The 23,811-nt window shown below is 56.0% G+C and carries 20 protein-coding genes and 5 pseudogenes; 11 read left to right on the top strand and 14 right to left on the bottom strand.

Going from position 1 to position 23,811, the window contains the following annotated elements; all coding sequences use genetic code 11:
- Positions 1–154: 154 nt before the first annotated feature.
- Positions 155–424: pseudogene (locus D9K61_RS01070) on the bottom strand (tyrosine-type recombinase/integrase); the annotation flags it as partial.
- Positions 425–715: 291 nt separating this feature from the next.
- Between D9K61_RS01070 and D9K61_RS27760 the strand changes: the two are divergent.
- The 6 genes and pseudogenes from D9K61_RS27760 to D9K61_RS01090 all read left to right on the top strand — a co-directional run.
- Positions 716–1,042, top strand: a pseudogene (locus D9K61_RS27760) (DNA-binding domain-containing protein); the annotation flags it as partial.
- Positions 1,043–1,078: 36 nt separating this feature from the next.
- Positions 1,079–2,233: a Mu transposase C-terminal domain-containing protein gene (locus D9K61_RS01075; RefSeq protein WP_254055637.1), complete on the top strand. Its 1,155-nt coding sequence runs from the start codon at positions 1,079–1,081 to the stop codon at positions 2,231–2,233.
- Entirely contained in the window at positions 2,211–3,065 is an 855-nt protein-coding gene (locus D9K61_RS01080) for a TniB family NTP-binding protein (protein WP_120631414.1), read from the top strand. Before D9K61_RS01075 ends, D9K61_RS01080 begins: the two co-directional genes overlap by 23 nt.
- Positions 3,065–3,412: pseudogene (locus tag D9K61_RS27765) on the top strand (TniQ family protein); the annotation flags it as partial. The gene D9K61_RS01080 and the pseudogene D9K61_RS27765, both read left to right, overlap by 1 nt.
- 249 nt (positions 3,413–3,661) lie before the next feature.
- Positions 3,662–4,000 carry a hypothetical protein gene (locus D9K61_RS27375; protein WP_254055638.1) on the top strand — a complete coding sequence of 113 codons (339 nt, stop codon included), beginning with the start codon at positions 3,662–3,664 and terminating at the stop codon, positions 3,998–4,000.
- An 85-nt stretch (positions 4,001–4,085) separates the two neighbouring features.
- Positions 4,086–4,253, top strand: a pseudogene (locus D9K61_RS01090) (IS5/IS1182 family transposase); the annotation flags it as partial.
- Positions 4,254–4,310: 57 nt separating this feature from the next.
- Here the strand turns inward: D9K61_RS01090 and D9K61_RS01095 are convergent.
- From D9K61_RS01095 to xdhA, 5 genes and pseudogenes are all read right to left on the bottom strand, one after another.
- Positions 4,311–4,761 (bottom strand): annotated as a pseudogene (locus tag D9K61_RS01095) (IS6 family transposase); the annotation flags it as partial.
- Between the two features lie 113 nt (positions 4,762–4,874).
- Entirely contained in the window at positions 4,875–6,476 is a 1,602-nt protein-coding gene (locus tag D9K61_RS01100) for a xanthine/uracil/vitamin C permease (RefSeq protein ID WP_120631416.1), read from the bottom strand.
- A gap of 43 nt (positions 6,477–6,519) precedes the next feature.
- On the bottom strand, positions 6,520–7,398 hold the full coding sequence (gene xdhC / locus D9K61_RS01105) for a xanthine dehydrogenase accessory protein XdhC (protein WP_120631417.1): 879 nt from the start codon (positions 7,396–7,398) through the stop codon (positions 6,520–6,522).
- A 3-nt stretch (positions 7,399–7,401) separates the two neighbouring features.
- Complete coding sequence (gene xdhB / locus D9K61_RS01110) at positions 7,402–9,720, bottom strand: xanthine dehydrogenase molybdopterin binding subunit (RefSeq protein ID WP_120631418.1); 2,319 nt, start codon at positions 9,718–9,720, stop codon at positions 7,402–7,404.
- 15 nt (positions 9,721–9,735) lie between these two features.
- Positions 9,736–11,199 (bottom strand): xanthine dehydrogenase small subunit, encoded by a 1,464-nt coding sequence (gene xdhA / locus D9K61_RS01115; protein WP_120631419.1) that lies wholly within the window; start codon positions 11,197–11,199, stop codon positions 9,736–9,738.
- A 155-nt stretch (positions 11,200–11,354) separates the two neighbouring features.
- Between xdhA and D9K61_RS01120 the strand changes: the two genes are divergently transcribed.
- The gene (locus D9K61_RS01120) at positions 11,355–12,257 is read left to right on the top strand and encodes a LysR family transcriptional regulator (protein WP_120631420.1); all 903 of its coding nucleotides are present in this window, start codon (positions 11,355–11,357) and stop codon (positions 12,255–12,257) included.
- Between the two features lie 65 nt (positions 12,258–12,322).
- On the opposite strand, the gene D9K61_RS01125 is transcribed toward D9K61_RS01120, so the two are convergent.
- Positions 12,323–13,555 (bottom strand): urate hydroxylase PuuD, encoded by a 1,233-nt coding sequence (locus D9K61_RS01125; protein ID WP_120631421.1) that lies wholly within the window; start codon positions 13,553–13,555, stop codon positions 12,323–12,325.
- A 101-nt stretch (positions 13,556–13,656) separates the two neighbouring features.
- Between D9K61_RS01125 and D9K61_RS01130 the strand changes: the two genes are divergently transcribed.
- Complete coding sequence (locus D9K61_RS01130) at positions 13,657–14,577, top strand: LysR family transcriptional regulator (protein WP_120631422.1); 921 nt, start codon at positions 13,657–13,659, stop codon at positions 14,575–14,577.
- Between the two features lie 4 nt (positions 14,578–14,581).
- Here D9K61_RS01130 and uraH read toward each other — a convergent pair whose 3' ends face one another.
- Positions 14,582–14,935, bottom strand: coding sequence for a hydroxyisourate hydrolase (uraH, locus tag D9K61_RS01135; protein WP_120631423.1), 354 nt, complete (start codon positions 14,933–14,935; stop codon positions 14,582–14,584).
- Between the two features lie 146 nt (positions 14,936–15,081).
- Between uraH and puuE the strand changes: the two genes are divergently transcribed.
- From puuE to D9K61_RS01150, 3 genes are read left to right on the top strand one after another with little or no spacing between them, the layout of a single operon-like run.
- Positions 15,082–16,494, top strand: coding sequence for an allantoinase PuuE (gene puuE, locus D9K61_RS01140; RefSeq protein WP_120631424.1), 1,413 nt, complete (start codon positions 15,082–15,084; stop codon positions 16,492–16,494).
- Entirely contained in the window at positions 16,491–16,976 is a 486-nt protein-coding gene (locus D9K61_RS01145; RefSeq protein WP_120631425.1) for an ureidoglycolate lyase, read from the top strand. The genes puuE and D9K61_RS01145 overlap by 4 nt, the downstream gene beginning before the upstream one ends.
- A 54-nt stretch (positions 16,977–17,030) precedes the next feature.
- Positions 17,031–18,455, top strand: coding sequence for a uracil-xanthine permease family protein (locus tag D9K61_RS01150; RefSeq protein WP_120631426.1), 1,425 nt, complete (start codon positions 17,031–17,033; stop codon positions 18,453–18,455).
- Positions 18,456–18,620: 165 nt separating this feature from the next.
- Here the strand turns inward: D9K61_RS01150 and D9K61_RS26760 are convergent, their stop codons facing one another.
- The 6 genes from D9K61_RS26760 to bhcA all read right to left on the bottom strand — a co-directional run bounded on the left by D9K61_RS26760 (position 18,621) and on the right by bhcA (position 23,794).
- Positions 18,621–18,827 carry a hypothetical protein gene (locus tag D9K61_RS26760; RefSeq protein ID WP_162946682.1) on the bottom strand — a complete coding sequence of 69 codons (207 nt, stop codon included), beginning with the start codon at positions 18,825–18,827 and terminating at the stop codon, positions 18,621–18,623.
- Entirely contained in the window at positions 18,824–19,348 is a 525-nt protein-coding gene (locus tag D9K61_RS01155; protein WP_120631427.1) for a peroxiredoxin, read from the bottom strand. Before D9K61_RS01155 ends, D9K61_RS26760 begins: the two co-directional genes overlap by 4 nt.
- The gene (gene bhcD, locus D9K61_RS01160) at positions 19,348–20,313 is read right to left on the bottom strand and encodes an iminosuccinate reductase BhcD (RefSeq protein WP_120631428.1); all 966 of its coding nucleotides are present in this window, start codon (positions 20,311–20,313) and stop codon (positions 19,348–19,350) included. Before bhcD ends, D9K61_RS01155 begins: the two co-directional genes overlap by 1 nt.
- A gap of 116 nt (positions 20,314–20,429) precedes the next feature.
- On the bottom strand, positions 20,430–21,593 hold the full coding sequence (gene bhcC / locus D9K61_RS01165; RefSeq protein ID WP_120631429.1) for a 3-hydroxy-D-aspartate aldolase BhcC: 1,164 nt from the start codon (positions 21,591–21,593) through the stop codon (positions 20,430–20,432).
- Between the two features lie 42 nt (positions 21,594–21,635).
- Positions 21,636–22,604 (bottom strand): beta-hydroxyaspartate dehydratase BhcB, encoded by a 969-nt coding sequence (bhcB, locus tag D9K61_RS01170; protein WP_120631470.1) that lies wholly within the window; start codon positions 22,602–22,604, stop codon positions 21,636–21,638.
- The gene (bhcA, locus tag D9K61_RS01175) at positions 22,604–23,794 is read right to left on the bottom strand and encodes an L-aspartate--glyoxylate aminotransferase BhcA (RefSeq protein ID WP_120631430.1); all 1,191 of its coding nucleotides are present in this window, start codon (positions 23,792–23,794) and stop codon (positions 22,604–22,606) included. The genes bhcB and bhcA overlap by 1 nt, the downstream gene beginning before the upstream one ends.
- Positions 23,795–23,811 lie beyond the last annotated feature (17 nt).

The following is a 23,811-nucleotide window of genomic DNA, read 5'->3' on the forward strand; positions in this document are numbered from 1 at the left end:
ACCATCCGTGCCAGACTTAAGAAGAAATGATATCTTCGTGTGGCCTTAACTGTAGCGATAGCAGTTAATGACTGCTTTGCAGAAGCTGCACTGCAGCGTCTCAAGACGCGATGGACGGCCGCACTGGGCCGTCCTCGAAGGCGGCCCAGATATGTTAGATTTCTATCGCTTCCGCAATCGCTAGAGCGTCCTCAAGCTCAACTCCCAGATACCGAACCGTGCTGTCCATCTTGGTGTGACCGAGCAAAAGCTGAACAGCGCGAAGATTACCTGTCTTCTTGTAGATCTGTGTGACCTTGGTGCGCCGCATAGAATGTGTGCCATATGCGCTCGCTTCTAAACCAATCGACGTAACCCAATCCCGAACAATGCGCGCATACTGGCGGGTCGAGATATGAAGGCGCTCATGAAAACGGCCCGGCCACTGTCACTGTGCCTTTATTTACTGGACGCTGGCTTAAAAAAGTTGAACAAGATCAGTGCTTGATTGTGCCTTTAATTTCTGGACTGTATCATTAATTACCGGACTGTGCCCTTAATTCCCGGACGGAGTGTCCTGTGGATAAGTCGCGTGGGGATGATCTTGTCTAATGAAGTAGAGAACCCAGAAGAAAGAGCGCTCGCAGTTGAACGGGCCAATGCGTTGCGTCCAATACTGGAAGTTGAGGAGTCAGGGCAGGATATAGGACTGCTACTGTTGGAAGCGGCCAAGATTATGGGCGTTTCGAGAAGTACCGCTTGGGATTTTTACCGCCGTCTTAAGATTAATGATGGGCGCGCGAGCTCCTTACTCCCTAAACGACGCGGTCCGAAGCATGGCTCACGTCGCCTGGAGCCAGATGTAGAAAGCACTATCGAGCGCGTTCTACGTCAACACTATCTCGTTCCAGAACCTCCAAGCTTTCTGAGGATCGTCAGCGAGATCCGGGCAGAGTGCGCGGCGAGAGGCTATCGCGTTCCCACTCGGCGCACAATCAAGTCGCGTGTCGACGCTATGGATCAACGCGAGGTGATGCGGAAACGGAAAGGTGCAAAGGCGGCGAGGCAAGTTTTCGAGCCGAGGGTAGGGGCCTTGGATGTGGAGCGCCCTTTAGACGTTGTCCAAATCGATCACACACTGGCTGACATCATTCTTGTCGATCAATTCGAGCGTAAACCTTTGGGGCGACCCTGGTTGACTCTCGCCATCGATGTGGCGACCCGCGTTGTTCTGGGCGTACATGTGAGTTTTGATACACCGTCAGTCTTGTCCATCGGTTTGTGTCTGCACCATTGCGTGCGAACGAAGTCGATCCGCGCGCCAGAGATACTGGAGGAGTTGTATTGGCCTGTTGCTGGGATTCCGCAAGCCGTTCATGTTGACAACGGGCGGGATTTCCGAAGCGACGCCTTCCAGTCGGCCTGTGCAGATTGGGGAATCTCAATCGAGTACAGGCCACCAGGTCGCGCGCATTATGGCGGCCATATCGAACGTCTGATAGGAACAACCATGGGCGCAGTTCATGTACTTCCGGGAACAACGCAATCATCCCCCAAGAACAGAGGGGATTATGACAGCTCTGACAATGCGGCGATGACATTGGAGGAGTTCGAGGATTGGCTGCACTTAGAGATATGTCGCTATCACAACACCCGTCACAGCGGATTGGGGAGAGCACCGCTCGCGGCTTGGGCAGACCTCGGTGGCGATGGCGCAGGCAGAAAGGTTGTCGATACCGAGGCGTTTCGCATCAGCTTTCTTCCTTCCGAACATCGGCAGCTCGCTCGAACCGGGATCAAGCTGTTTTCTGTCGGCTATTGGAGCGACGCATTCGGCCCAATGATCGGTCGTGGCGTCGGGAAGGTTACTGTCAAGTACGACCCACGCGATATGTCCCAGATTTGGGCTGTAAATGACGAAGGACGGACCATAGTAGCGCGCTACAAGAATCTGTCGCGGCCTCGGATTTCGCTTTGGGAGTCGCGTCGTGCGCGTGCGATATTTCACGAACGCCACGGCGGGACGATCCCGGAGGCGATGCTGTTTCAAATTATTGAAGAACAAAGGCGCATCGCGCACGCGGCAAAACAGCAAACCCTGGCGGTGCGGCTGGAGGGTGAACGTCAAGCGCGACTTCCTAACGACAAAACCAGACGCGATCCATCCCGCGAGATGTTCGCGATCGATACCAGTAATCCGGATCTTCCTACTTACCCGATAGATGACATTCATGGAAACAAACGAAAGACTTGACCTGGTCCGCAGTGACCGGTGGATCGCATTCGATCGCGCAAATATTGTACTCAACAGGCTCACTTCTCTCATGGAGATGCCAAGACAGTCCCGGATGCCTGGCCTTATGGTTTACGGTAGTTCAGGGATAGGAAAGACCATGATCGCTAAGCGAATGGAAAGCCTGTACCCAACTCAATACGAAGCAGATATTGGCGTTACCCAAACTCCGATCCTGTTATTGCAGGCGCCACCCGCCCCCGATGAGAGGCGATTTTATCAGCATATTCTGGCATCAATCGGTGCGCCCATGTGGGGGCGGCACACGGTGTCCGAACTGGAGGTGCGCGCCCTCAGCCACTTGCGCGACATGGACCTGAAGATGATCATGATCGACGAAGTCCACAACTTGCTGGCGGGCAGCTATCGCGAGCAACGGCGTTTCCTAAACATGCTGCGGTTCCTCGCCAATGATCTCAGTGCATCTCTCGTCGTCTTTGGTGTGAATGAAGCGGTCGACGCTATTCGCGGCGATGAACAACTGGCCCGGCGTCTGGACGAGCATTTCTTGCCTCTCTGGGAAGACGATATCGAATTCTCTCGTCTCATCCAGACGCTGATTGCCGCGATGCAACTGGAACGCGGGTCCAGTCTCAGTGTGCATTCGCTGCGAACCATTCTGGGTATGACTGGCGGTGTTACATCGCGGGTATTCACGATGGTCAAGGCGCTTGCGATAGACGCAATCGAGACAGGCGAGGAGCGTATCACAGATGAGGCGGTTCAAGCCTGGCAACCAATCTGGGCGAAGCACAGCTGGAGCATTCGAAGACAGCCCGTTCCGGCGTTTTAGTGACTATTCGTCCGCGACCGAGACGTCCACAGCCGCGTCAAGACGAATTGTTATCAAGTTGGGTCACCCGGCTTGCTGCGGCCAATTATTGCTCTGTTCCTGAATTGCTTGGCTATCTCGGGTTTTCGAGCGAAAGCCCACCTGATACTGGTCACGAACTGCAGGGCGCAGATACCAAACGGTTTGGTGCCCTTGCCCGTCTATCGTCGAGTGACATACAGGGCATGTTGCTCGTACGTCGCGCAGGATTTCCAATCGATTTTGTATCCTGTTCAGACTTTCAACACTGTCCGACATGCACGCAAAAAGTGCCCGGAGTTTCCCTGAGGCACTGGCGCTACGTATGGTCTACGATCTGTTATTCCTGCGGTACAGGTCTATTACCTCTCGGCACTGTGCCAGGTGAAAAGTTTCAAGTTCCGTCACGGTTGGAAGTCCGAGCTTCAAAGGGCGCAGTGTGGTTGGAGCAACTGTATTGGCGCGGAAGTCAGCAAGTTGGTCGGCAAGTGGACTTGGCTCTACAGATAGTACGGGTACTTGCGCCAGAGCTTCGTCATGCGGGGCTCTGCTCCAAATCCCGCCATGACCGGTATGCAATGCTCGCTGCCGTTCACCTATTGATGACGCGACCATTGGTGGCCGTGTCTATTGCGATGCGTCGTGATCCTACCGCAGGAGAAAGGCTACGTATGGCATTCCCTGGTCAACGCAATTTATTGGATCAACTTGTTTACCTTTCATGCAGTTCGCCAACCCCGGCGAAAGATGATTGCAAAATTCAGAAGGCCCGGTTCCCGGCACGAAAGTCCGACAACACAATTAAACCCGATTTTCTGGCGGCGGCTAAAAAAGCAATCGAACAACTCGGTGTAAATGCGGACCGTGCGGAGTTGCTCCGATGTGCGGATCGCACCCTCGAAAAAAGTCGCCGCTAGCCTGTGGATATCCGAGAATTAAGGGCACAAAATCGGGTCAAATGTCCCAGAGTGTATTTGCGTCCAGTAATTAAGGGCACAGTGACACCACCGCAGGAGCCGTGTCGAAACCAAGATGCATTGTGTGAAACTTCTGGGCCAGAACCTCATGACGAGAGACTTCGATAGGCAGGTCGCGGAAATCCAAATCCGTATCGCCGTGCTCAATCGTTACACCGCTCTCGGCATACCCGTGACAGAGGCCGTAGGATAAGTCTGCCCGGGGAAAGCGGAAGTACGTACAAACCCTGATTTGTGCAACAAGGCCTCTAATTACAACCCTTGGCTCACTAAACTGAGCGATCAATCTCTTGAAGAACGTTTGGCCGCCTTTGCATTTCGCCGCGTTTGCACGAGGATATCGAGAACATCCACTGCCCGGCAGGCGATTGCAAATCAATCTGCCGAGAGGGGCTGTTCGTGTCGATGGCTCGCCACAACCAGTGCTTATTGCCGCGGATCGTGATGACAACCTCGTCCAAGTGCCATTTGTCGTTCGGCTTGGGGCGATCGCGCCGAATGCACGCGGCAAAATGTGCGCCGAAACGATTGACCCAGAGCCGAATGGTTCCCCGGCTCTCGATGACACCCCGCTCCGCCAAGAGATCTTCGACATCAGCAGTGCTCAAGGCAAACCGATGGTATGCCCAGACCGCGTAGGCAATGACCTCAGGAAGGTAGCGAAAGCCCTTCAGGCGCGGCATGCTGGATGGAATGATCATTCTTTGCCTTTAGTCGCTTTCGCAATGCCAGACAACTTGGCAATACCCATGGAAGGTCTCGTACGTAAGGTGGGGAAAGGGTAGGGGGCGGCCATGCGACCGCCCCGCCAGGGTCAGGCCTGCTGTGCAGGCGAGTCGTCGTCGATCATATCGGGCTCATCCGGTACGATCACGCGACGCTCAAGATCCTCTTTGGGTGTGAACATCGGGTAGACGCAGAGGAATGCACCGACGATCAGGTATCCGATGGTGATCCCGTCGAACTGAGGCATCTGCAACGTGTAGGAGTGGATGATTCCGACGGAGGACATCACACCGCCTGCAACGGCAAATGCACCAGCCATCCGGAAGCGGCCGTCGATTACGTCGGCCACGATCGCACCCCAAACCAGACCTGTGATGATTGCACCCTGGCTCAGGGCAAGGTGTCCCTCATAATGGGCGCCTTCCATGAGAAGGGCTGCGGTCAGACCTTCATCGCCCAAAGAGGGCAATCCTTCGACACCGCTGCTGCGTAGCGCGTTCATCAGAGATCCCCACTTGACCATCAGGAAAGCCGAGATGTGGGGCAAGATCGCAAAGGATACGGCTGCCATATGCATTGGCTTCACGGCCCAGGCGGTATTGGTGATCAGGCTCACAGAGACAAAAACCAACACAGGTGCGGCGGCGGCAATCGGGATCAGGCCCGCAAGGAAGGACAGGAAGCCGAGGAAGGCAGCCGCAGCGATTACGACGGCCACACCGACGATGTACCCTGCATGCGCATCAAGCCGTTTGTAAGCGGGATGACCAATGTAGACGGTTGTTGGGAAAGGCGAGCCAAAAAGCGCCCCCAGCATTGTGCCTGCACCGTCTGTAACCTGGCACAATCCGACCGGGTAGTGGTCGCCTGCGGCTTCGGCCGATTCCACGTTGTTCATGGTTTCGATGAAGTTGTAGATCTGCACCGGGATCAATACCAGAAACAGCTCGGGGTTGGCGAACAGGTACTGCACTCCGGCGATAAGGTCACCGATGTATGGGATCGGCGGGTAGAACCCGATGCCGCTTACATCGATTTTGGAGTCACCAAGAATAACGGCAATTACCGTACCTGCAGCGATGGCGACAAGACCGGCAGGGACGTTGCCTGGCAGACGAAAACGACCGATCAGACCCCAAAGGATAAACAGCAGCGAAGTAAAGCCGATGATGGGGTTCTCGAATATTTCGGCCAGTGGCACGGAGCCGATGAAAACCAAGGCGATACCGCAAAGCGTTCCCAGCATACCGGCGCGCGGCGTGATCCGCTTGAGGTATGGCCCCACGATGGCGCCCAAGGCCGCAACGATGCCGCCCATGAACCCGGCCCCGATGCCGACTTGCCATGCAAGCATGGGGTCATCGGTTGCCCAATAGATAGGTCCGATCACACCGAACAGGTAGACGAACATAACCGGCGTCGAGATGCCGTAAGGCAAGGCGGTTACATCTTTACCCTGCTTGTTTGCCGCATATTTGGCGAGATACGTGTAGACTGTAACCCCTGCCAAAATCGCTATGGCGGCACCGGGGACGATGCGGCCGAAGACAATGTCTGCGGGCATTTGGAAAACGAACTGGCAGACCCCTGACAGGATCAGCAAGTTGACAAGGTTGTCGGTAAACAGCGCCCAGAAAGCGCTGAAATCGCTGCGAGTAAACAGCTTGTATTCGTAAGTCCTCCCGTCCATGACGGTCTCCTCCTCTGATATGTCCGGAATGGCCCGACAGAGGTCAGGCCGATCTCCCTTTCCGGTCGTGGTAGTGGCCCTGCAGGGGCGCCTGGCTTACCCCGGTTGGGGCGGTCGCGGCAGTTTCAGAGGTCAATTCAGCCATCACCTCGGCCACCACGAAGGCGGCGATGACGCTGGGCCGCTTGTCGCGGCTGCCGCTTGCCCCAATGGGACATTTCAAATGTTCGATAGACTGTCCGTCACAATATTTGTGCGCCCAGTTCCGTAATTTCACCCGCTTGGTGGCAGATCCAATCATCCCGACATAAGCGGCGTCCTGACGTTCAAGCGCTGCGGAGGTCAGCAGGAAATCCAACCCGTGATCGTGGGTCAGAACGATGAAGGCACTTCCTTCGGGGGCGTTCCAGATATCAGCTTCAGGGATTGCGCTGACTCGCGTTTCAACGTTTGCAGTGCAAAGCTCGATTTCGTCGGCTCGGGTGTCGACGAGGATACAGCGCACCGGCAGGTGCTGAAGTTGATTAGCCAATGCGCGTCCCACGTGGCCAGCACCCATGACGTAGACATGCGGTAAAGCCTCGTTGTGCAGGGTCGCGCGTTCAGTTGCAGCCCGTTTGTCTGATGCCCGCATACGGGTCAGTTTCAACTCGACCCGTCCGCCGCAGCACTGACCGATTTCCGGCCCAAGGGGAACGTCCAGATCCTGATGTAACGTGCCATCGCGCAGCATGTCCCGCGCGGCGTTGATGACCATAAACTCCAGTTGGCCACCGCCGATGGTTGCCCACAGCGATCCCGGCGCCACGAACATCTCTGTCCCCTCATTGCGTGGAGAGGACCCGCGCACGCGCGTCAGCGCAACGCGGATCACGCTATACTGCGTGGACAGAAATTCGCTCAGGGAACCGGGGACAGTCATGGCTTAAGATCCCGCTTGCAGCCGCGACACCGCCATCAGGACACGTTCGGGCGTGGCTGGGGCGTCCAAGCGCGGACACTCCCGGTAGTCGACGACAGAGGCCACGGCCATCGACAGAGCCTCGAATACCGAAATCCCCAGCATGAAGGGCGGCTCGCCAACAGCCTTGGAGCGTTTGATGGTCAGTTCACGGTTCTCCGACCAATCGGCGAGGTTCACATTGAAGATACGCGGGCGGTCCGACGCGAGCGGGATTTTGTATGTCGATGGAGCATGAGTGCGCAGCCGACCGGCATCATCCCACCAAAGCTCTTCGGTGGTCAGCCAACCCATGCCCTGAATAAAGGCGCCTTCTATCTGTCCTTTGTCCAGCACAGGGTTCAGCGAGCGTCCAACGTCGTGCAGCACATCCGTACGCTCAACCCGGTACTCGCCGGTCAGAGTATCAATTGTCACTTCCGAACACGACGCGCCATAGGCGAAGTAGTAGAACGGACGGCCTTGTCCCTTGGCCCGGTCCCAGTGGATTTTCGGTGTTTTATAGAACCCGGCCGCCGACAACTGCACACGCGCCAGATAGGCCTGTTTGATAAACACATCGAACGGCAGAACTTCGTCGCCGATATACACCTGATTGGCGTGGAAGGTGACGTCCTCAAAGGCAACGTTCCAATTCTCGGTGGCGAATTTCACCAGACGTGCTTTGATCTGCTCAACCGCGTTCAACGCCGCCATGCCGTTCAGATCGGTCCCGCTGGAGGCCGCAGTGGCCGAGGTGTTCGGAACTTTCTCAGTGGTTGTCTTGGTGATCTTAATCCGGCTGAAATCAACCTGAAAGGCCTCGGCCACGACTTGCGCAACCTTCGTGTTGAGGCCTTGCCCCATTTCGGTGCCGCCGTGGTTCAGGTGGATCGAGCCGTCGTTGTAGACATGCACCAGAGCGCCAGCCTGATTGTACCAGGTCGCCGTAAAGGAAATACCGAACTTAACGGGGGTCAGCGCGATCCCCTTTTTCAGGATCGGTGATGTTTTGTTGAATTCGATGATGTTCTGACGGCGCTGACGGTATTCCGAAGTCTCTTCCAGCTCTCCGACCAGCCGGTCAAGGATGCTGTCTTCGACCTCCAGATGATACGGGGTTACGTTGCGGTCCTCGGTGCCGTAGAAATTCACTTTGCGCACATCCAGCGGGTCTTGTCCCGTGGCATAGGCGATCTCTTCGATCATCCGTTCTGCCGCGATCACACCTTGTGGCCCACCAAACCCGCGGAACGCGGTGTTCGAGACTGTGTTGGTTTTCATCGGATGGCTGTTCAGGCGAACATTTGGATAGAAATAGGCGTTGTCCGCGTGAAAAAGCGCCCGGTCGGTCACAGGACCTGAAAGGTCTGCTGAGAACCCGCAGCGCGCGGCAAAGCTGCCTTCGACCGCCTGAATGCGACCTTCGTCGTCAAAGGCAACATCATAGTCGATCACAAAGTCATGGCGTTTGCCTGTTGCCGTCATATCCTGATCCCGGTCCGGGCGGATTTTCACAGCGCGGTTCCACTTTTTCGCAGCCATGGCGGCAACCGCGCAGAACAGGTTCATCTGGCTTTCCTTGCCGCCAAATCCACCACCCATTCGGCGTACATTGACCACAACGGCGTTGGACGGAATCCCAAGGACATGCGCCACCATATGCTGCGCCTCGGACGGGTGCTGCGTGGAGCAATGCACGATCACATCATCATCTTCGCCGGGAATGGCAAAGGCGATATGACCTTCGAGGTACATGTGATCTTGACCACCAACATTCATGCGGCCTTTGATCCGGTTCGGAGCGGCGGCCTGCGCCAGTGCAACTTCGCCGCGCTCCAGCTTGAGCGGTGCCGTGACATACGGGTAACCTGCTTCTTGCGCGGCAATCGGGTCCAGCGCATGGGGCAGGGTTTCGTATTCGATCTTTGCCAGTTCTGCGGCCCGGCGCGCAACGTCACGGGTTTCGGCAACCACGGCAAACAGAGGTTGGCCGTGGAACTGAATGGCATCAGTCGGGAAAACCGGTTCGTCGTCCAGATGTGTTGGGCTGATGTCATTGGCCCCCGGCACGTCATCCGCGGTCAGCACACCGACAACTCCGGGGGTGGTCAGAACCTCGGTGAAATCGATGCCCAAAAGCTTGGCATGTGCGACGTCCGAGACACCGAGATATGCATGCAGTGTACCTTCGGGCTGGGCGATGTCGTCGGTGTAGTCAGCCCGCCCAGTGACATGCTTGATCGCGCTGTCATGCTTTACGTTGGTGTGGGCCGCCCCGGTGATGGAAACGTTGTCTTTCATTTTGTCGTCTCCTGATTAGGCAATAGCCAGTTGAACGGGAGTGTCAGCTTCCGCGTCGTTTTCGAGGAAGAACCGACGCAGCAGGTTTTGGGCGGACAGCATTCGATAGTCAGACGATGCACGCCAATCGGTGAGAGGGCTGAAATCCTCAGCCAGTGCCGCAGCGGCGGCATCAAAACTCTCGCGCGACCAGGGTTGACCGTTCAGCGCCGCCTCAGCTGCTGATGCACGCTTGGGTGTGGCGGCCATGCCGCCGAATGCGATGCGCGCATTGTTGATGACGCCATCTACAACCGTCATGTGGAACCCGGCCGCCACGGACGAGATGTCCTCGTCACGACGTTTGGAAATCTTGTAGGCCGCATTCAAATCGTTGGGTCCGGGCAAGGGCACATGGATGCTTGCGACAAACTCATCGGGTTGGCGGTCCTGCTTGCCATAGTCGATGAAGAAATCAGCCAAAGGCAGCGTCCTGCTTTCGGAACCGCGCCGCAGCGTGATTTCCGCACCAAGCGCGATGAGAACCGGCGGCGTATCCCCGATGGGGGAACCGTTGGCGATGTTCCCACCGACAGTTCCCATATTCCGCACCTGCCACCCTGCGATGCGATCCCAATAGGAGGGCAGGTGTGGCAAGTGCTTTGACAGGAGTTCTTGGCAATCGGTGTAGCTGGCGCCAGCACCGATCAGGAGGAGCGAACCCTGTCTTTTGACGGTTTTCAGATCTTCGAGATGACCTGTGAAAATGGCAGGCCCAATATTGCGCAGGAACTTGGTGACCCAAAGACCCACATCCGTGGCACCGGCCACAATCGTTGCATTTGGATAGGCTTGTAGGCACTCGGCAAGATCATCAACGCTGGAAGGAATAATGCTGAGGCTATCCGCTGGACCGGAGACAATGCGTCGCCCGTCCTTATAGTCTGCCAGACGCGCGGTCATGGTTTCACGTTCGGTATTCAGGTGGTCCGACGCGGGTGTTCCATAGCGGCTGACAGCGACTGCGGCACGGATGATCGGTTCGTACCCGGTGCAGCGACACAGGTTACCCTGCAGCGCGGTTTCGACCTGCGCCTCGGTTGGCTCGGGTGTCTGCATCCAAAGTGCGTACAACGCCATGACGAACCCCGGAGTGCAGAAACCGCACTGGCTGCCGTGATGATCGATCATGGCCTTTTGAACCGGGTGCAGACGACCATCGGGGCCTGACAGGTGTTCGACTGTTACGACGTGACACCCATCGACTGAGGCAAGAAACCGGATGCACGCGTTCACCGGCATGTAGGCCAGGCCAGCGTCTCCAAGACGTCCGACGAGTACGGTGCAAGCCCCACAATCCCCTTCGGCACAGCCTTCCTTCGTACCTGTCAGGCGACGCTCTATCCGCAGAAAGTCCAGAAGTGTCTGATCTGCTGATACGTCTGGGACGGACACATCCTTGCCATTGAGGACAAATTGGATGTTGGTGCGATGCATCATGGAATTCTCCCTCTGCCACTGCCTTACGGTGGGTGGTCAGTAGAACCATAGAAGCAAAGATTGAGTCGGAAAATCGTCGCAAATGGCAAATACTTTCAACAGAACATTGAAAAAGAAAGATGCGTGACGCATTCTTTCCCCATCGGGAGGAATGAATGTCTTATATCGAAAGCCTGCGGGTCTTTGTCAGAGTGATGGAGCTCGGAAGCATCACGTCTGGTGGGCGCGATCTGAGGTTGACGCCCGCAGTGGCCAGCAAACGGTTGAAAGAACTGGAGAACCATCTGGGCGTGCGCCTTTTCAACAGAACAACCCGATCGATGACACCGACCGAAGTTGGAACGGTCTTTTACGACGAAGCCAAGGCTGTTCTGTTGGCTCTCGATCACGCCGAGGCGCGTGTCGCCAGCTTTTCGGACGCCCCGCGAGGTGCAATCCGCATCACTTCGCCACTGGGTGTCGGGCGTAGAATCGTTGCGCCGCTGGTCCCGGAATTCTCCGATCGCTATCCGGAAACAGAGATTCGCATGCGTCTGTCCGACCGCAAGGTGGACATTATGGCCGACGGGCTGGACATCGCGTTTTTTATTGGAGAGCCCGGTGACTCTACGATGAAACTACGGAAGTTCGCGGATTGTGATCGTGTTCTGTGCGCTTCACCGGAGTACTTATCCCAGTTTGGCGTGCCCAGGACACCTGATGACTTATTGCACACACCCCACAACTGCCTCTTGCTGCGCTATCCAAGATCACCAGAATACTTCTGGACTCTCGGCACCGACATGGGGCCACGAAAGCTCGAAGTTCGGGGCAAGTACGATGCTGACGACGGTGACGTGCTGACCGATTGGGCCTTGGCCGGCAGAGGGATTGTTAACAAGCCGCGCTTTGATGTGCGGGAGTATCTTGAGGATGGCCGGTTGGTCGAGGTCCTGCCCGAGACGCCCCCATTACCAACGATTTTCGGGTGCCTGTACCCTCACAAAAAGCTTCAGGATCCGAAAGTACGTCTGTTTGTTGAGCATGTCGCGAAACACAGCAAACGATTTTTCGGGTAGCGCTCAGAGACAAAAAAACTGGGCGAGAGCACCCAGTTATCTATCATATCTCTGATAGAAGGCGTTTATTGATCTCGGACTTCGCGCACCCATGCAATGATTTTCTCGCGCGCTTCTTCATCCATTTGAACCGCCGATGGCGGCGGCATCGCGTGGCTGATCCCGGCTTGCAGATAGATCTGGTCAGCTTGTCGGGCCACATCACCCGGTGTTTCGAGATAAACCTTCTTCGGCGCCCATTTCATGCTGCCATAGACCGGCTCGCGTGCATGACACATCGAACAATTGCCCAAGACCGTGTCGTAGGCCTCTTCGAAGCCCGCGGCTGACGCATATTTCTGCTCATATGGCGTCAGTTCGCGCGCTTCGGCGTCTTCCCATGTTTCACTGTTTCTGACCGAAGACAGCCAGGCGATGACGATCATAAGCAGAACCGTGACAGCCCAGGTCCAGTGCGGGCCCTTTCCGGTTGCGTGCATCGTGTTGAAGTAATGCCGGATGGTCACGCCTGTCAGGAAGATCAAGCTGGCGATGATCCACGAGTACTCGGTTCCAAAGGCTAGCGGATAATGGTTCGACAGCATCAGGAATACGACCGGCAAAGTCAGATAGTTATTGTGCGTGGAACGCACCTTGGCGATCTTCCCATACTTGGCGTCCGGTGTACGTCCGGCCTTGAGGTCTTCGACCACGATCCGCTGGTTCGGCATGATCTGAAAGAACACGTTGGCTGTCATGATCGTCGCGGTGAAGGCTCCAAGATGCAAAAGCGCGGCGCGGCCCGTAAAGATTTGGTTGTAGCCCCAGGACATGATCACCAGGATCACGAACAACAGCAGCATCAAAACGGTCGGATGATCGCTCAACTTCGATTTACACATCTGATCGTAAAGCAACCAGCCAATGGTCAGCGATCCGCCAGAGATCAGGATCCCCTGCCAAAGCGCCAGATCCACCTTGGTCGGATCAAGCAGGAACAGTTCGCCACCAACCCAGTAAATGATCATGAGCAACGCCGCACCTGAGAGCCACGTCGTGTAACTCTGCCATTTGTGCCAGGTTAGGTGCTCGGGCATCCGGGTGGGCGCCACCAGATATTTGACGGTGTGATAGAACCCGCCCCCATGCACTTCCCATTCTTCGCCGTAAGCCCCATCCGGCAGAGCGGGATTCGGCTTTAGCATGAGGTCAAGCGCGATAAAGTAGAATGACGCCCCAATCCACGCCATCGCAGTGATCACATGCAGCCAGCGGACGGAAAAGGCGATCCATTCCCACATTACGGCTAGGTCATACATGGCTTAGCTCCTAAGATTCTTTAGTTCCGGGCACTCTATGCGAGACTGTTTTGTTCTGGTATTGCCGGTAAAGACCAAGCAGTATCAAAAAATGCAAAAAAATGTCCTACCTTGATAACATCAGAACCTTTGTCCGGGTCTACGAACTGGGCAGCATGTCCGCCGCAGGCCGTGACCTTAGGGTTTCACCAGCTGTAACCTCGGCACGAATATCGCAATTGGAAGAGCATCTAGGAGTGCGATTATTCCAGCGTACGACACGCAGCCTAACGCCGACCGAGCAGGGAAAATCTTTCTATCGCGGGGCGGCAGAGATCCTAGAAGCGGTGGATCGCGCTGAAGCTCAGATCGTGAACATTACAGAGAACCTGAAAGGGTCACTCTACGTCGCGGCGCCATTGGGTGTCGGGCGGCGATTGATAGCGCCGCAAGTGCCAAAGTTTCTAGCTGAGTATCCAGAAGTGAGTGTTCGGCTACGATTGACCGACCGAAAGGTGGATCTGACCACAGAAGGCCTGGACTTGGCGTTTTTTCTTGGTCAGCCAGAGGACAGCAACTTGCGTATCCGCAAGATTGCGGATGTTGAAAGAGTTCTTTGTGCGTCTCCGAAATACATCAAGAAACGTGGGATGCCGAAAAGCGGCGAGGAATTGATCGCCGATGAACATGAGTGCCTTAACTTACGCTTTCCAGGTGCGCCCGAATTTCAATGGCTCTTGAGAACCGATACAGGACCAAAACGGTTCCGCGTCTCTGGACGCTACGAGTCAGACGACGGCGACGTGCTTACGGACTGGGCGCTTGCCGGTCATGGCATTGCGTTAAAACCAATATTTGAGATTGCTCAGCATCTTAAGGCAGGAAATCTAGTTTCAGTGGCGGAAAAAACGCCGCCGGAACCGATTCAAATGGCATGTCTGTTTACGCATCGCCGTATGCAGGACCCCAAAACGCGGCTTTTCATGGAGTTCATAATAGAACGTATTGGATCATCGATAGCCGCAGCAAATACGTCTCGCTAGGCCCTCAGCTGCCGCGATAGGTCGAGTAACCAAACGGCGAAAGTAGCAACGGTACGTGGTAATGCGAATGTTCGGACATCCCGAAGTGGATCGGGATGACGTCCAGAAAACGTGGGTCTTCAGGCGGAGTGCCGGAGGCATCGAGGTATTCTCCAGCATAGAAGATCAGTTCGTATTCGCCTGCTAAAAACTCTGCTTCGGGCAGAATTTGTTCATCCGTCCTGCCATCGTCATTGGTGACAAGAGCTTTCAGCAACGTGCGGTTTGCGCCCTCGATGCGAAAAAGCTCGATTTTTAACCCTTCGGCAGGGCACCCCCGCGCCGTATCCAGAACATGGGTTGTTAGGTAACCGGTCATTTGCGCTACTCCTCAAGTTATACGATTACTAATCTGTTTTCCTCCCAGGGGGCAAAGGCAGTCTATTCGAAGCTGCTTTCTGAATTTTTTGAAAAACATCTCAGATTATCTGGGGTATTGATCAAAAGAAGAAAAAGGAAATTGATGTGACGCGCTATCCACGAGACATGACCGGCTATGGGGGGCAAGTACCTAAAGCCAACTGGCCCAATGATGCCAAGATCGCGGTTCAGATTGTACTGAACTATGAGGAAGGCGGCGAAAACAACGTCTTGCACGGCGATGCCACGTCCGAAGCGTTCCTGTCCGAGATCACTGGTGCTGCCCCGTGGTCAGGGCAGAGGCACTGGAACATGGAGTCGATTTACGAGTATGGTAGCCGCGCCGGGTTTTGGCGCGTGCATCACCTTTTACAGGACTTGCCAGTAACTGTTTACGGCGTTGCCACAGCATTGGCCCGAGCACCGGCGCAGGTAGCAGCAATGAAGTATGCCGGTTGGGAGATCGCCAGCCATGGCCTGAAGTGGATTGAACACAAGGACATGGACGCGGAAGAAGAGCGTGCTCAGATCCGTGAAGCAGTCCGGCTGCACACTGAGGTCACGGGCCAGCCGCCGCGTGGTTGGTACACAGGCCGCTGTTCGATGAATACGGTCGATCTGGCCGCTGAGGAAGGTGACTTTGCCTATATCGCTGACAGCTACTCCGACGATCTGCCGTATTGGGTTAAGGCAGGAGGCAAGGATCAGCTGATCATGCCCTATACGATGGATTGCAACGACATGCGTTTTGCGATCCAGGCCGGATACACAAACGGCGAGCAGTTCGAAAGCTATCTGAAGGACAGCTTTGACATGCTCTATGCCGAGGGTGAAGCCGGCGCGCCGAAAATGCTCTCGATTGGACTGCACTGCCGTTTGATTGGTCGCCCGGGTCGTGCCATGGCGCTGAAACGTGCGCTGGACTACTTCAAGAAGCACGACAATGTCTGGTTTGCCACGCGAGAACAGATTGCTGATCACTGGGCAATGGAGCACCCGCCGATGCAACGATTGACCCCTTCTGAAATGGACCAGTCAACCTTTGTGTCTGAGTTCGGCGGTGTTTTCGAGCACAGCCCGTGGATTGCCGAAGGTGCGTATGAACTTGAACTGGGGCCGACACATGACAATGCCGCCGGTGTCCATAACGCGCTGGCGCGTGTGTTCCGCACGGCCACTCCCGAGCAACGTCTTGGTGTTCTGACAGCGCACCCGGATCTGGCAGGAAAGCTTGCCTCTGCTGGTCGCCTGACAAAGGAAAGCACGGCGGAACAAGCCGGTGCCGGTCTTGATTTGCTGACCGATGAAGAGCGCGCGACGTTCACGGCATTGAATGAGACCTACACAACCAAATTTGGATTCCCCTTTATCATTGCCGTCAAGGACCATACGAAAGCGGGCATTCTGGAAGCGTTCCATCGCCGTATCGACAGCGATCGCGAAACCGAGCTTGCCGAAGCCTGCTGTCAGGTTGAACGGATTGCCGAATTGCGCCTGGTTGAGAAGTTCGCGAAATGACGACCGCCTTGAAACTTCGGCCACTGACTTCAGGGGCATTTTCACCGTTTGGCGATGTCATCGAGGTGGCCGGCCAAGTGGATAAATTCATCAATCAGGGCAAGTGCGCGCGGTATCATGACCGTGCAGCGCTGGATTTCCGCGACGGGCGCGCTGGAATTAGTGTGTTTCAGTCCGAAGCTTTTAGCCTGCCGATCAAATTGGAAATGGTTGAACGCCACCCCGACGGGAGCCAGGCCTTTCTGCCATTGTCGGATAAGCCCTTTGTTGTGGTAGTGGCCCCGGACCAAGGCGGCACACCGGGACAGCCCATCGCGTTCAAAACAGCGCCTGGGCAGGGCGTGAATTATCATCGCAACACTTGGCATGGTGTGCTGACCCCACTTCGTGCGCCCGGACTTTTTGCGGTGGTCGACCGAATTGGAGCCGGGCCCAACCTCGAAGAACATTGGTTCGAGGAGGCTTTTGCAATCACGGAATGAGGTGCGTTTCCGGAAGAGGAGCCGGTTTACGAACCTCAAGGGAGGAAAGACCAAATGTCAGATGCATCCATTGGAACGCCGGAACAGCTCCGCGATCCGAATTACACGCCGCCACTTATCAAAGCGGTACCACTGGGAATCCAGCACGTGCTGGCAATGTTCGTATCCAACGTCACGCCAGCCATTATCGTTTGTGGCGCGGCCGGGTTTGGGTTCGGCTCGAACAGCCCCGATTTTCCACAGATGATCTACATGATCCAGATGTCGATGTTCTTTGCGGGCGTCGCCACATTGTTCCAGACCGTTGGTGTGGGGCCTGTTGGTGCCCGGCTGCCGATCGTACAGGGGACGTCGTTCGCCTTCATACCGATCATGATCCCGCTGGTGGTTGGAAAAGGCGTTGATGCCATTGCAGTTTTGATGGGCGGTGTTGTCGTCGGCGGCCTGTTTCACGCCTTCCTGGGGCTGTTCATTGGGCGTATTCGCTTTGCGCTTCCGCCGTTGGTGACAGGTCTTGTGGTGACCATGATCGGATTGGCGCTTGTTAAGGTCGGCGTTCAGTATGCCGCCGGCGGAGTGCCTGCCATAGGGACCGAGGAATATGGCTCTGGCCTGAACTGGTTCATGGCCGGAATCGTGATCGTCGTAACTCTTGGCCTGAAGTTCTTTGCGCGGGGTATGCTGTCGGTGTCGGCTGTTCTGATCGGCCTGCTCGTCGGTTACGCTGTGGCTTTTGCTCTTGGTCAGGTAAATCTGGGCAATGTTGGTCGTGCGGCCTCGTTCGCACTGCCGAATCCGCTGCATTTCGGTATTGAGTTCTCGGTCGCGGCCATCGTTGGTTTCTGTGCGATGTCCTTTGTATCGGCCGTTGAAACTGTCGGGGACGTATCCGGTATCACAAAAGGGGGTGCGGGGCGCGAAGCAACTGACAAGGAAATCCAGGGCGCGACCTATGCCGATGGTATCGGCACCGCTATCTCTGGTCTCTTTGGCGCTTTGCCGAATACCTCGTTCAGCCAGAACGTTGGCTTGATCGCCATGACCGGGGTCATGAGCCGGATGGTCGTTACCATAGGCGCGCTCTTCCTGATCGTGTGTGGCCTTGTTCCGAAAATTGGCGCGATTATCTCATCCATCCCGATCGAGGTCCTTGGCGGCGGTGTCATCGTGATGTTCGGAATGGTGGTTGCAGCCGGTGTCTCGATGCTGTCGGACGTGAACTGGAACCGCCGCAATATGGTGATCTTTGCGATTTCCCTGAGCCTTGGTTTGGGCCTGCAACTGGAACCTGGTGCCCTGCAGTATCTGCCCGGCACGTTCAAGGTTCTGGCGACATCGGGTATCCTACCCGCCGCTGTCATCGCTATTATCCTGAACCTGGTTCTTCCCAAGGAACTTTCGGACGAAGCGACAGAAGAAGTCTCCGGCGGTATGGCCGGTCACGGTCTTGGTTCCATTGGACATGATGATCACGTCTGATGGATCTGGCGTGAAACGCTGAAATCAAATGCAAGCACAAAGCGGCGCGCCTCGGCACGCCGCTTTTTTCGGATTTCTCATACAAGAGAATCGGACGATACCCTTTGCCAAAGGTTGACGCGTTTGTTCCAGCCAGTGTCGCGATATTGAGCAATCCACATGGCGTCACGCCCCAGACTCGATTGCCACTTTTGCCACGGTAACAGCAATTGTCGGCAACTCGTGATATTTAAGCGCGGTCTGCGTTTCGATGTCCTTTTTGGACCAATCCAATGCCATTTCAAAATCACCCGATGAAAGTTGTGCTGCAACGTGATGAAGTGGCCCCCGAGAAGCAGAAACAAACGCACAAGAGTTGTCGGCTGATTTCAACCGCCGTTGGTGAGATGGTTTAGAACTGTTTCCGCGTTCCCGGCGGGGTTCGTTATGGGATGGAAAACACGTGAAACCTGCCCATCGCGTAGAACTATTGTAAACCGCTCAAGCAGTGTCATTTCACCGACTTCAAAAACCGGAAGTGACAGGGCGGCTTGCAGCTTCAGGTGTGCGTCAGACAGGATTTCGAAGGGTAGGTGCAACCTGTCTTTGACTTCGCGCTGATACGCAGTGTCTTGGGTTGATAGTCCAAAAACCTTGTCCGCTCCTGCCTCGCGCAGCAGTTGATGATGATCCCTGTAGCCACAGGACTGGGGCGTGCAGCCCTTTGCCCCTGGGATGCCGTCCCATCCCGGAATCGCAGTGTCCCCAGGAGGGCTGGTACGAGGATAGGCGTAAACAACGGAGCAACCTGTTAGCGTCGAGAGGTCGATGTCGCTTCCGTTGGTGGCCTTTAGCACCGCACTGGGAAGACGGATGCCGACAAGGCGCTGGGAAAGGTTGCGACCGTTTTTCATCAGAAATCAACCTTGATCGCGATCCCCTTCTGAACGGCGAGATCGACCACGGACGCGGCAACCGCAAGATCCTGAAGGCCAACCCCCGTGCCATCGAACAGGGTGATCTGTTCATCCGATGTCCGGCCGGGGTTCGTACCGTTGATAACCGCGCCAAGCTGAGCAACGTCACTTGCTTCGATCAGGCCTTGTGCGACAGCGTGCTGTGCTTCACCGATTGAGATGGATTGTGCGACCTCGTCCGTAAAGACCATCGCTTCAGCCAGCAGAGCCGCTTCCACCTCCTGCTTTCCCCTGGTGTCGGTTCCCATGCAGGCGACATGCGTTCCGGGGCTGACATGGTTGGCCAAGAGCGAAGGTGCAAATGCCGAGGTGATCGAGATGATTACATCCGCCTCTGTCATTCCATCAAGCTCGACCGCTTCAAAAGGGATACCTGCTTCATTGGCGACCTTCTCGATATTCGGCAGCATCTCGGGGTGGTAGTTCCAACCAACGACCTTTTCATAAACGCGCTGTTCCAGTGCAGCGCGAAGTTGAAAGGCTGCCTGGTGGCCAGCGCCGATCATGCCGATGACCTTGGCGTCTGCGCGCCCGAGGTGTTTGATCGACACAGAAGATGCCGCCGCAGTGCGCAGGGCTGTCAACAGGTTACCGCCAACCATCGCTGAAGGTTTTCCAGTGTCGGGATCAAACAAAAACACGGTGGACTGATGATTGATCAGTCCGCGCTTTTCCAGATTGTTCGGCCAATAGCCGCCCGCCTTCAGGCCAAGCGTCAAGCCCCCGCGGTCAAACCCGCCCTTGAAGCCGTATAGCGCATCTTCATGCCCTATGGCTTCGCGTACGACGGGGAAGTTGTAGGCGTCGTCTGACGCCATTGCAGCAAAGACCTTTTCGACGGCATCAAATGCCGCCTGACGGGTCATGAGGTCAGCGATCTCGCGCTCGGGTACGATCAGCATATCTTTCTCCAATCTAAAATTCGTGCGCCCGTGTGCCACCGCCGGAAGGAGAGCATACACACGGGCGACTATCTGACTTCTTCCAAGCCAGAACTCCCTGTCTTTGTGAGACTGGATTAATAGGCGCGACCGCGCGCGGACACCGGCCAGACGGATTCGACCTTGCCGTTGCGAACACCAACGTACCAATCGTGCACGTTTGCGGTTGGGTCGCAGTGTCCCGGTACCAGCTTGAGCTTGTCGTTGACCTTCAGCGCACCGCTCGAATCCATGACGACGCCATGTTCGTCCGAACATTTGATGTATTCGACATCGTCACGACCAAAGATAACCGGCAGGCCGCTGTCAACCGACTGTGCCTTGAGGCCGGCATCGACGATTGCCTTGTCTGCCTTGGCATGGCTCATGACGCTGGTCAGAATGAAGAAGGCGTTTTTCCACTCACCCTGGTCGATCCGCTTGCCGTCCTCGTCCAGGATGCGGCCGTAATCGGCATCCATGAACGCGTAAGAACCGCATTGCAGTTCGTTGTACACGCCCGAATTGGACTCGAAGTAGTAGGACCCGGTGCCACCGCCCGAGACCAGCTCGCACTCAATCCCTTCAGCTTTGAGGCCTTCAACGGCGTCTTTTACCATCGCGATGGCTGTATCTAGTTTTTCCTTCCGTGCCTCATAGCTGTCGAGGTGCTGCATCGCGCCTTGATAGGCTTGGATGCCTGAGAACTTCAGGTTGTCGGCGGCTTCCACCGCTTTGGCGATCTCGATCACGTCCTGCGTCGTTGTCACACCGCACCGTCCCGCACCGCAGTCGATTTCGATGAAAACTTCCAGCTGTGTTCCGTGATCGACGGCCGCACCGGAAAGATCCGCGACATTGTCCAGATCATCTACGCAAACAATGATGCGGCTGCCCAGCTTTGGCAGACTTGCAAGGCGATCGATTTTGGCTGGATCACGCACTTGGTTCGATACCAGAACGTCTTTGATACCGCCGCGAACAAAAACCTCGGCTTCGGAGACCTTCTGACAGCAGACACCGACAGCGCCGCCGATTTTCTCCTGCAGCTTGGCCACGTCCACCGACTTGTGCATCTTCCCGTGCACACGGTGGCGCATACCATGCGCCTTGGCATAATCACCCATCTTCTTGATGTTGCGTTCAAGCGCGTCGAGATCCAGCACCAGGCTGGGGGTTTGGATATCTGCTTCATCCATTCCGGGCTTGGCCGGAATGTCATAGCCTACTTCGAAATTGTCGAGATTGGTCATATCTTTCATTTCCGTTTTCCTATGTCGGGATTGATGTCTGTTGGGTTGCAGTCACGCATTCAGCCAAGGCAGCTTGTCCAGATCGACATTGCCCCCGGTTATGATCAGACCGACACGCTTGCCTTTAAAAGCGTCCGGGTTTTTCAGGACCGTGGCCAGCGGAACGGCCGAGGATGGCTCCATCACGATCCGCAGGTGTTTCCACGTCAACTTCATCGCATCGATGATTTCTTGTTCCGAGGCCGTGTAAATCTCGGACACGTGGTTCGACACGAAGTGCCACGTGAGGTCCTTCAGCGGAACCAGCAGTCCGTCGGCAATTGTCTTTGGTGCGTCGTCCGCAATGATGTGGCCCGCCTTGAAGCTGCGATAGGCATCGTCGGCCTGCTCTGGTTCTGCAGCGATAATCGCGGTTTCAGGGGCAAGGTTGGAAAGGGTCAAACAAGTGCCGGACACCATACCGCCGCCACCGATGGGGGCGACGACCGCGTCCAGACCGTCGGTCTGTTCAATGAACTCACGCGAACAAGTCCCCTGTCCGGCAATCACGCGCGGATCGTTGTAGGGATGGACGAAATCCCCGCCCGTGGCTGCCTGAACCTCGGCAAAAGTGGCCTCGCGCGACGAGGTGGAAGGTTCACATTCGGTGATTTTACCGCCGTAGCGACGAACCGTGTCTTTCTTCGCCTGCGGCGCTGTGCGCGGCATGACCACGTTGCAGGGAATGCCCCGTTTCATCGCCGCATAGGACAGGCACGAGGCGTGATTGCCCGAAGAATGGGTCGCGACGCCTTTTTTCACCTGCTCGTCCCCAAGTCCGAACACTGCATTGGTGGCACCCCGCACTTTGAAGGCGCCCGGTTCCTGAAAATTCTCACATTTGAAGAACAGCTGCGCCCCGGTCAGCTCGTTCAGATAGTCCGAGGTGCGGACCGGGGTGCGGCGGACGAAAGGTTTGATCCGATCATGTGCCGCGAGCATGTCCTCATACGTTGGGATGTACATGTTACAATCCTTCATCATGCAGCGTTCTTCTGAACTGCCGCTGGATGACCGCGATAATATTCCTGTGCGGCGGCTACACCGGAGCCCAGTTGGATGTTCAGACCTAGATCGGCCATGCACATTTCAGCGGTGGCGATCCCAGACAGCGCCATGACGTCAGTCAGGCTGCCAAGGTGTCCGATGCGGAATACCTTGCCGGCGACTTCACCAAGGCCCACTCCGAACGCAACGCCGTATTTTTCGGCTGCATGGGTGACGATGTCGGTTGCATTGAATCCGTTCGGTGTGCGGATCGCGCTAACGGTATCAGAATACACCGACGGGTTGACTGCACAAAGCTCCAGTCCCCAGGCACCTACGGCGGCGCGAACACCCTCGGCAATGCGGTGGTGCCGGGCAAAGACGTTTTCCAGACCTTCGTTTTGCAGCATATCACAGGCCTGGTTGAGGCCATTCATCAAGCCAACTGCAGGAGTATAGGGGTAGGCATTGTTGGCGTAGCCCTTCGCCATGTCATGCACATCAAAGAAGGTGCGGGGCAGGGTACCCGTCTTGGTTGCCTCCATTGCTTTCTGACTAAAGCCGACGATTGCCAGGCCAGCTGTCAGCATAAACCCTTTTTGTGAACCCGTAACGGCAACGTCGACGCCCCACTCATCGAAACGGAAATCCATGGACGCGATCGACGAAACGCCATCGACGAACAGCATCGCCGGGTGTTGGGCCGCATTGAGGGCTTTGCGCACGGCAGCAATATCCGACTTTACGCCTGTTGCCGTTTCATTGTGCGTTGCAAGAATGACCTTGATTTCGTGGTTTGTGTCGGCGGTGAGAATCTCTTCGTAGCGGTCGGCGGGCAGTCCTTCACCCCACGGAGTTTCGACGATCTCAACATTCAGATCGTGCCGTTGGCACATGTCGATCCAGCGGTGGCTGAACATACCATTGCGCGCAGCCAGAACCTTGTCACCGGCGGAGAGGGTGTTGGTCAATGCTGTCTCCCAGCCTCCGGTCCCGGTCGAAGGGAAGATGAAGACTTCGGCGCTGTCGCTTTTGAGAATTTTTTGCACACCCGCGCGTGCGGGATGCAGGATCTGCCCAAACAGCGGCGAGCGATGGTCGATCGTGGGCATATCACAGGCCTTGCGCAGGCTTTCCGGGATATTGGTTGGGCCCGGGATGAAAACGGGATTTTGAAAGCTCATGGATGGTCTCCTTCCGT

Origin of the sequence: Ruegeria sp. EL01, assembly GCF_900313035.1 — a bacterium.
GTDB lineage: Bacteria > Pseudomonadota > Alphaproteobacteria > Rhodobacterales > Rhodobacteraceae > Ruegeria.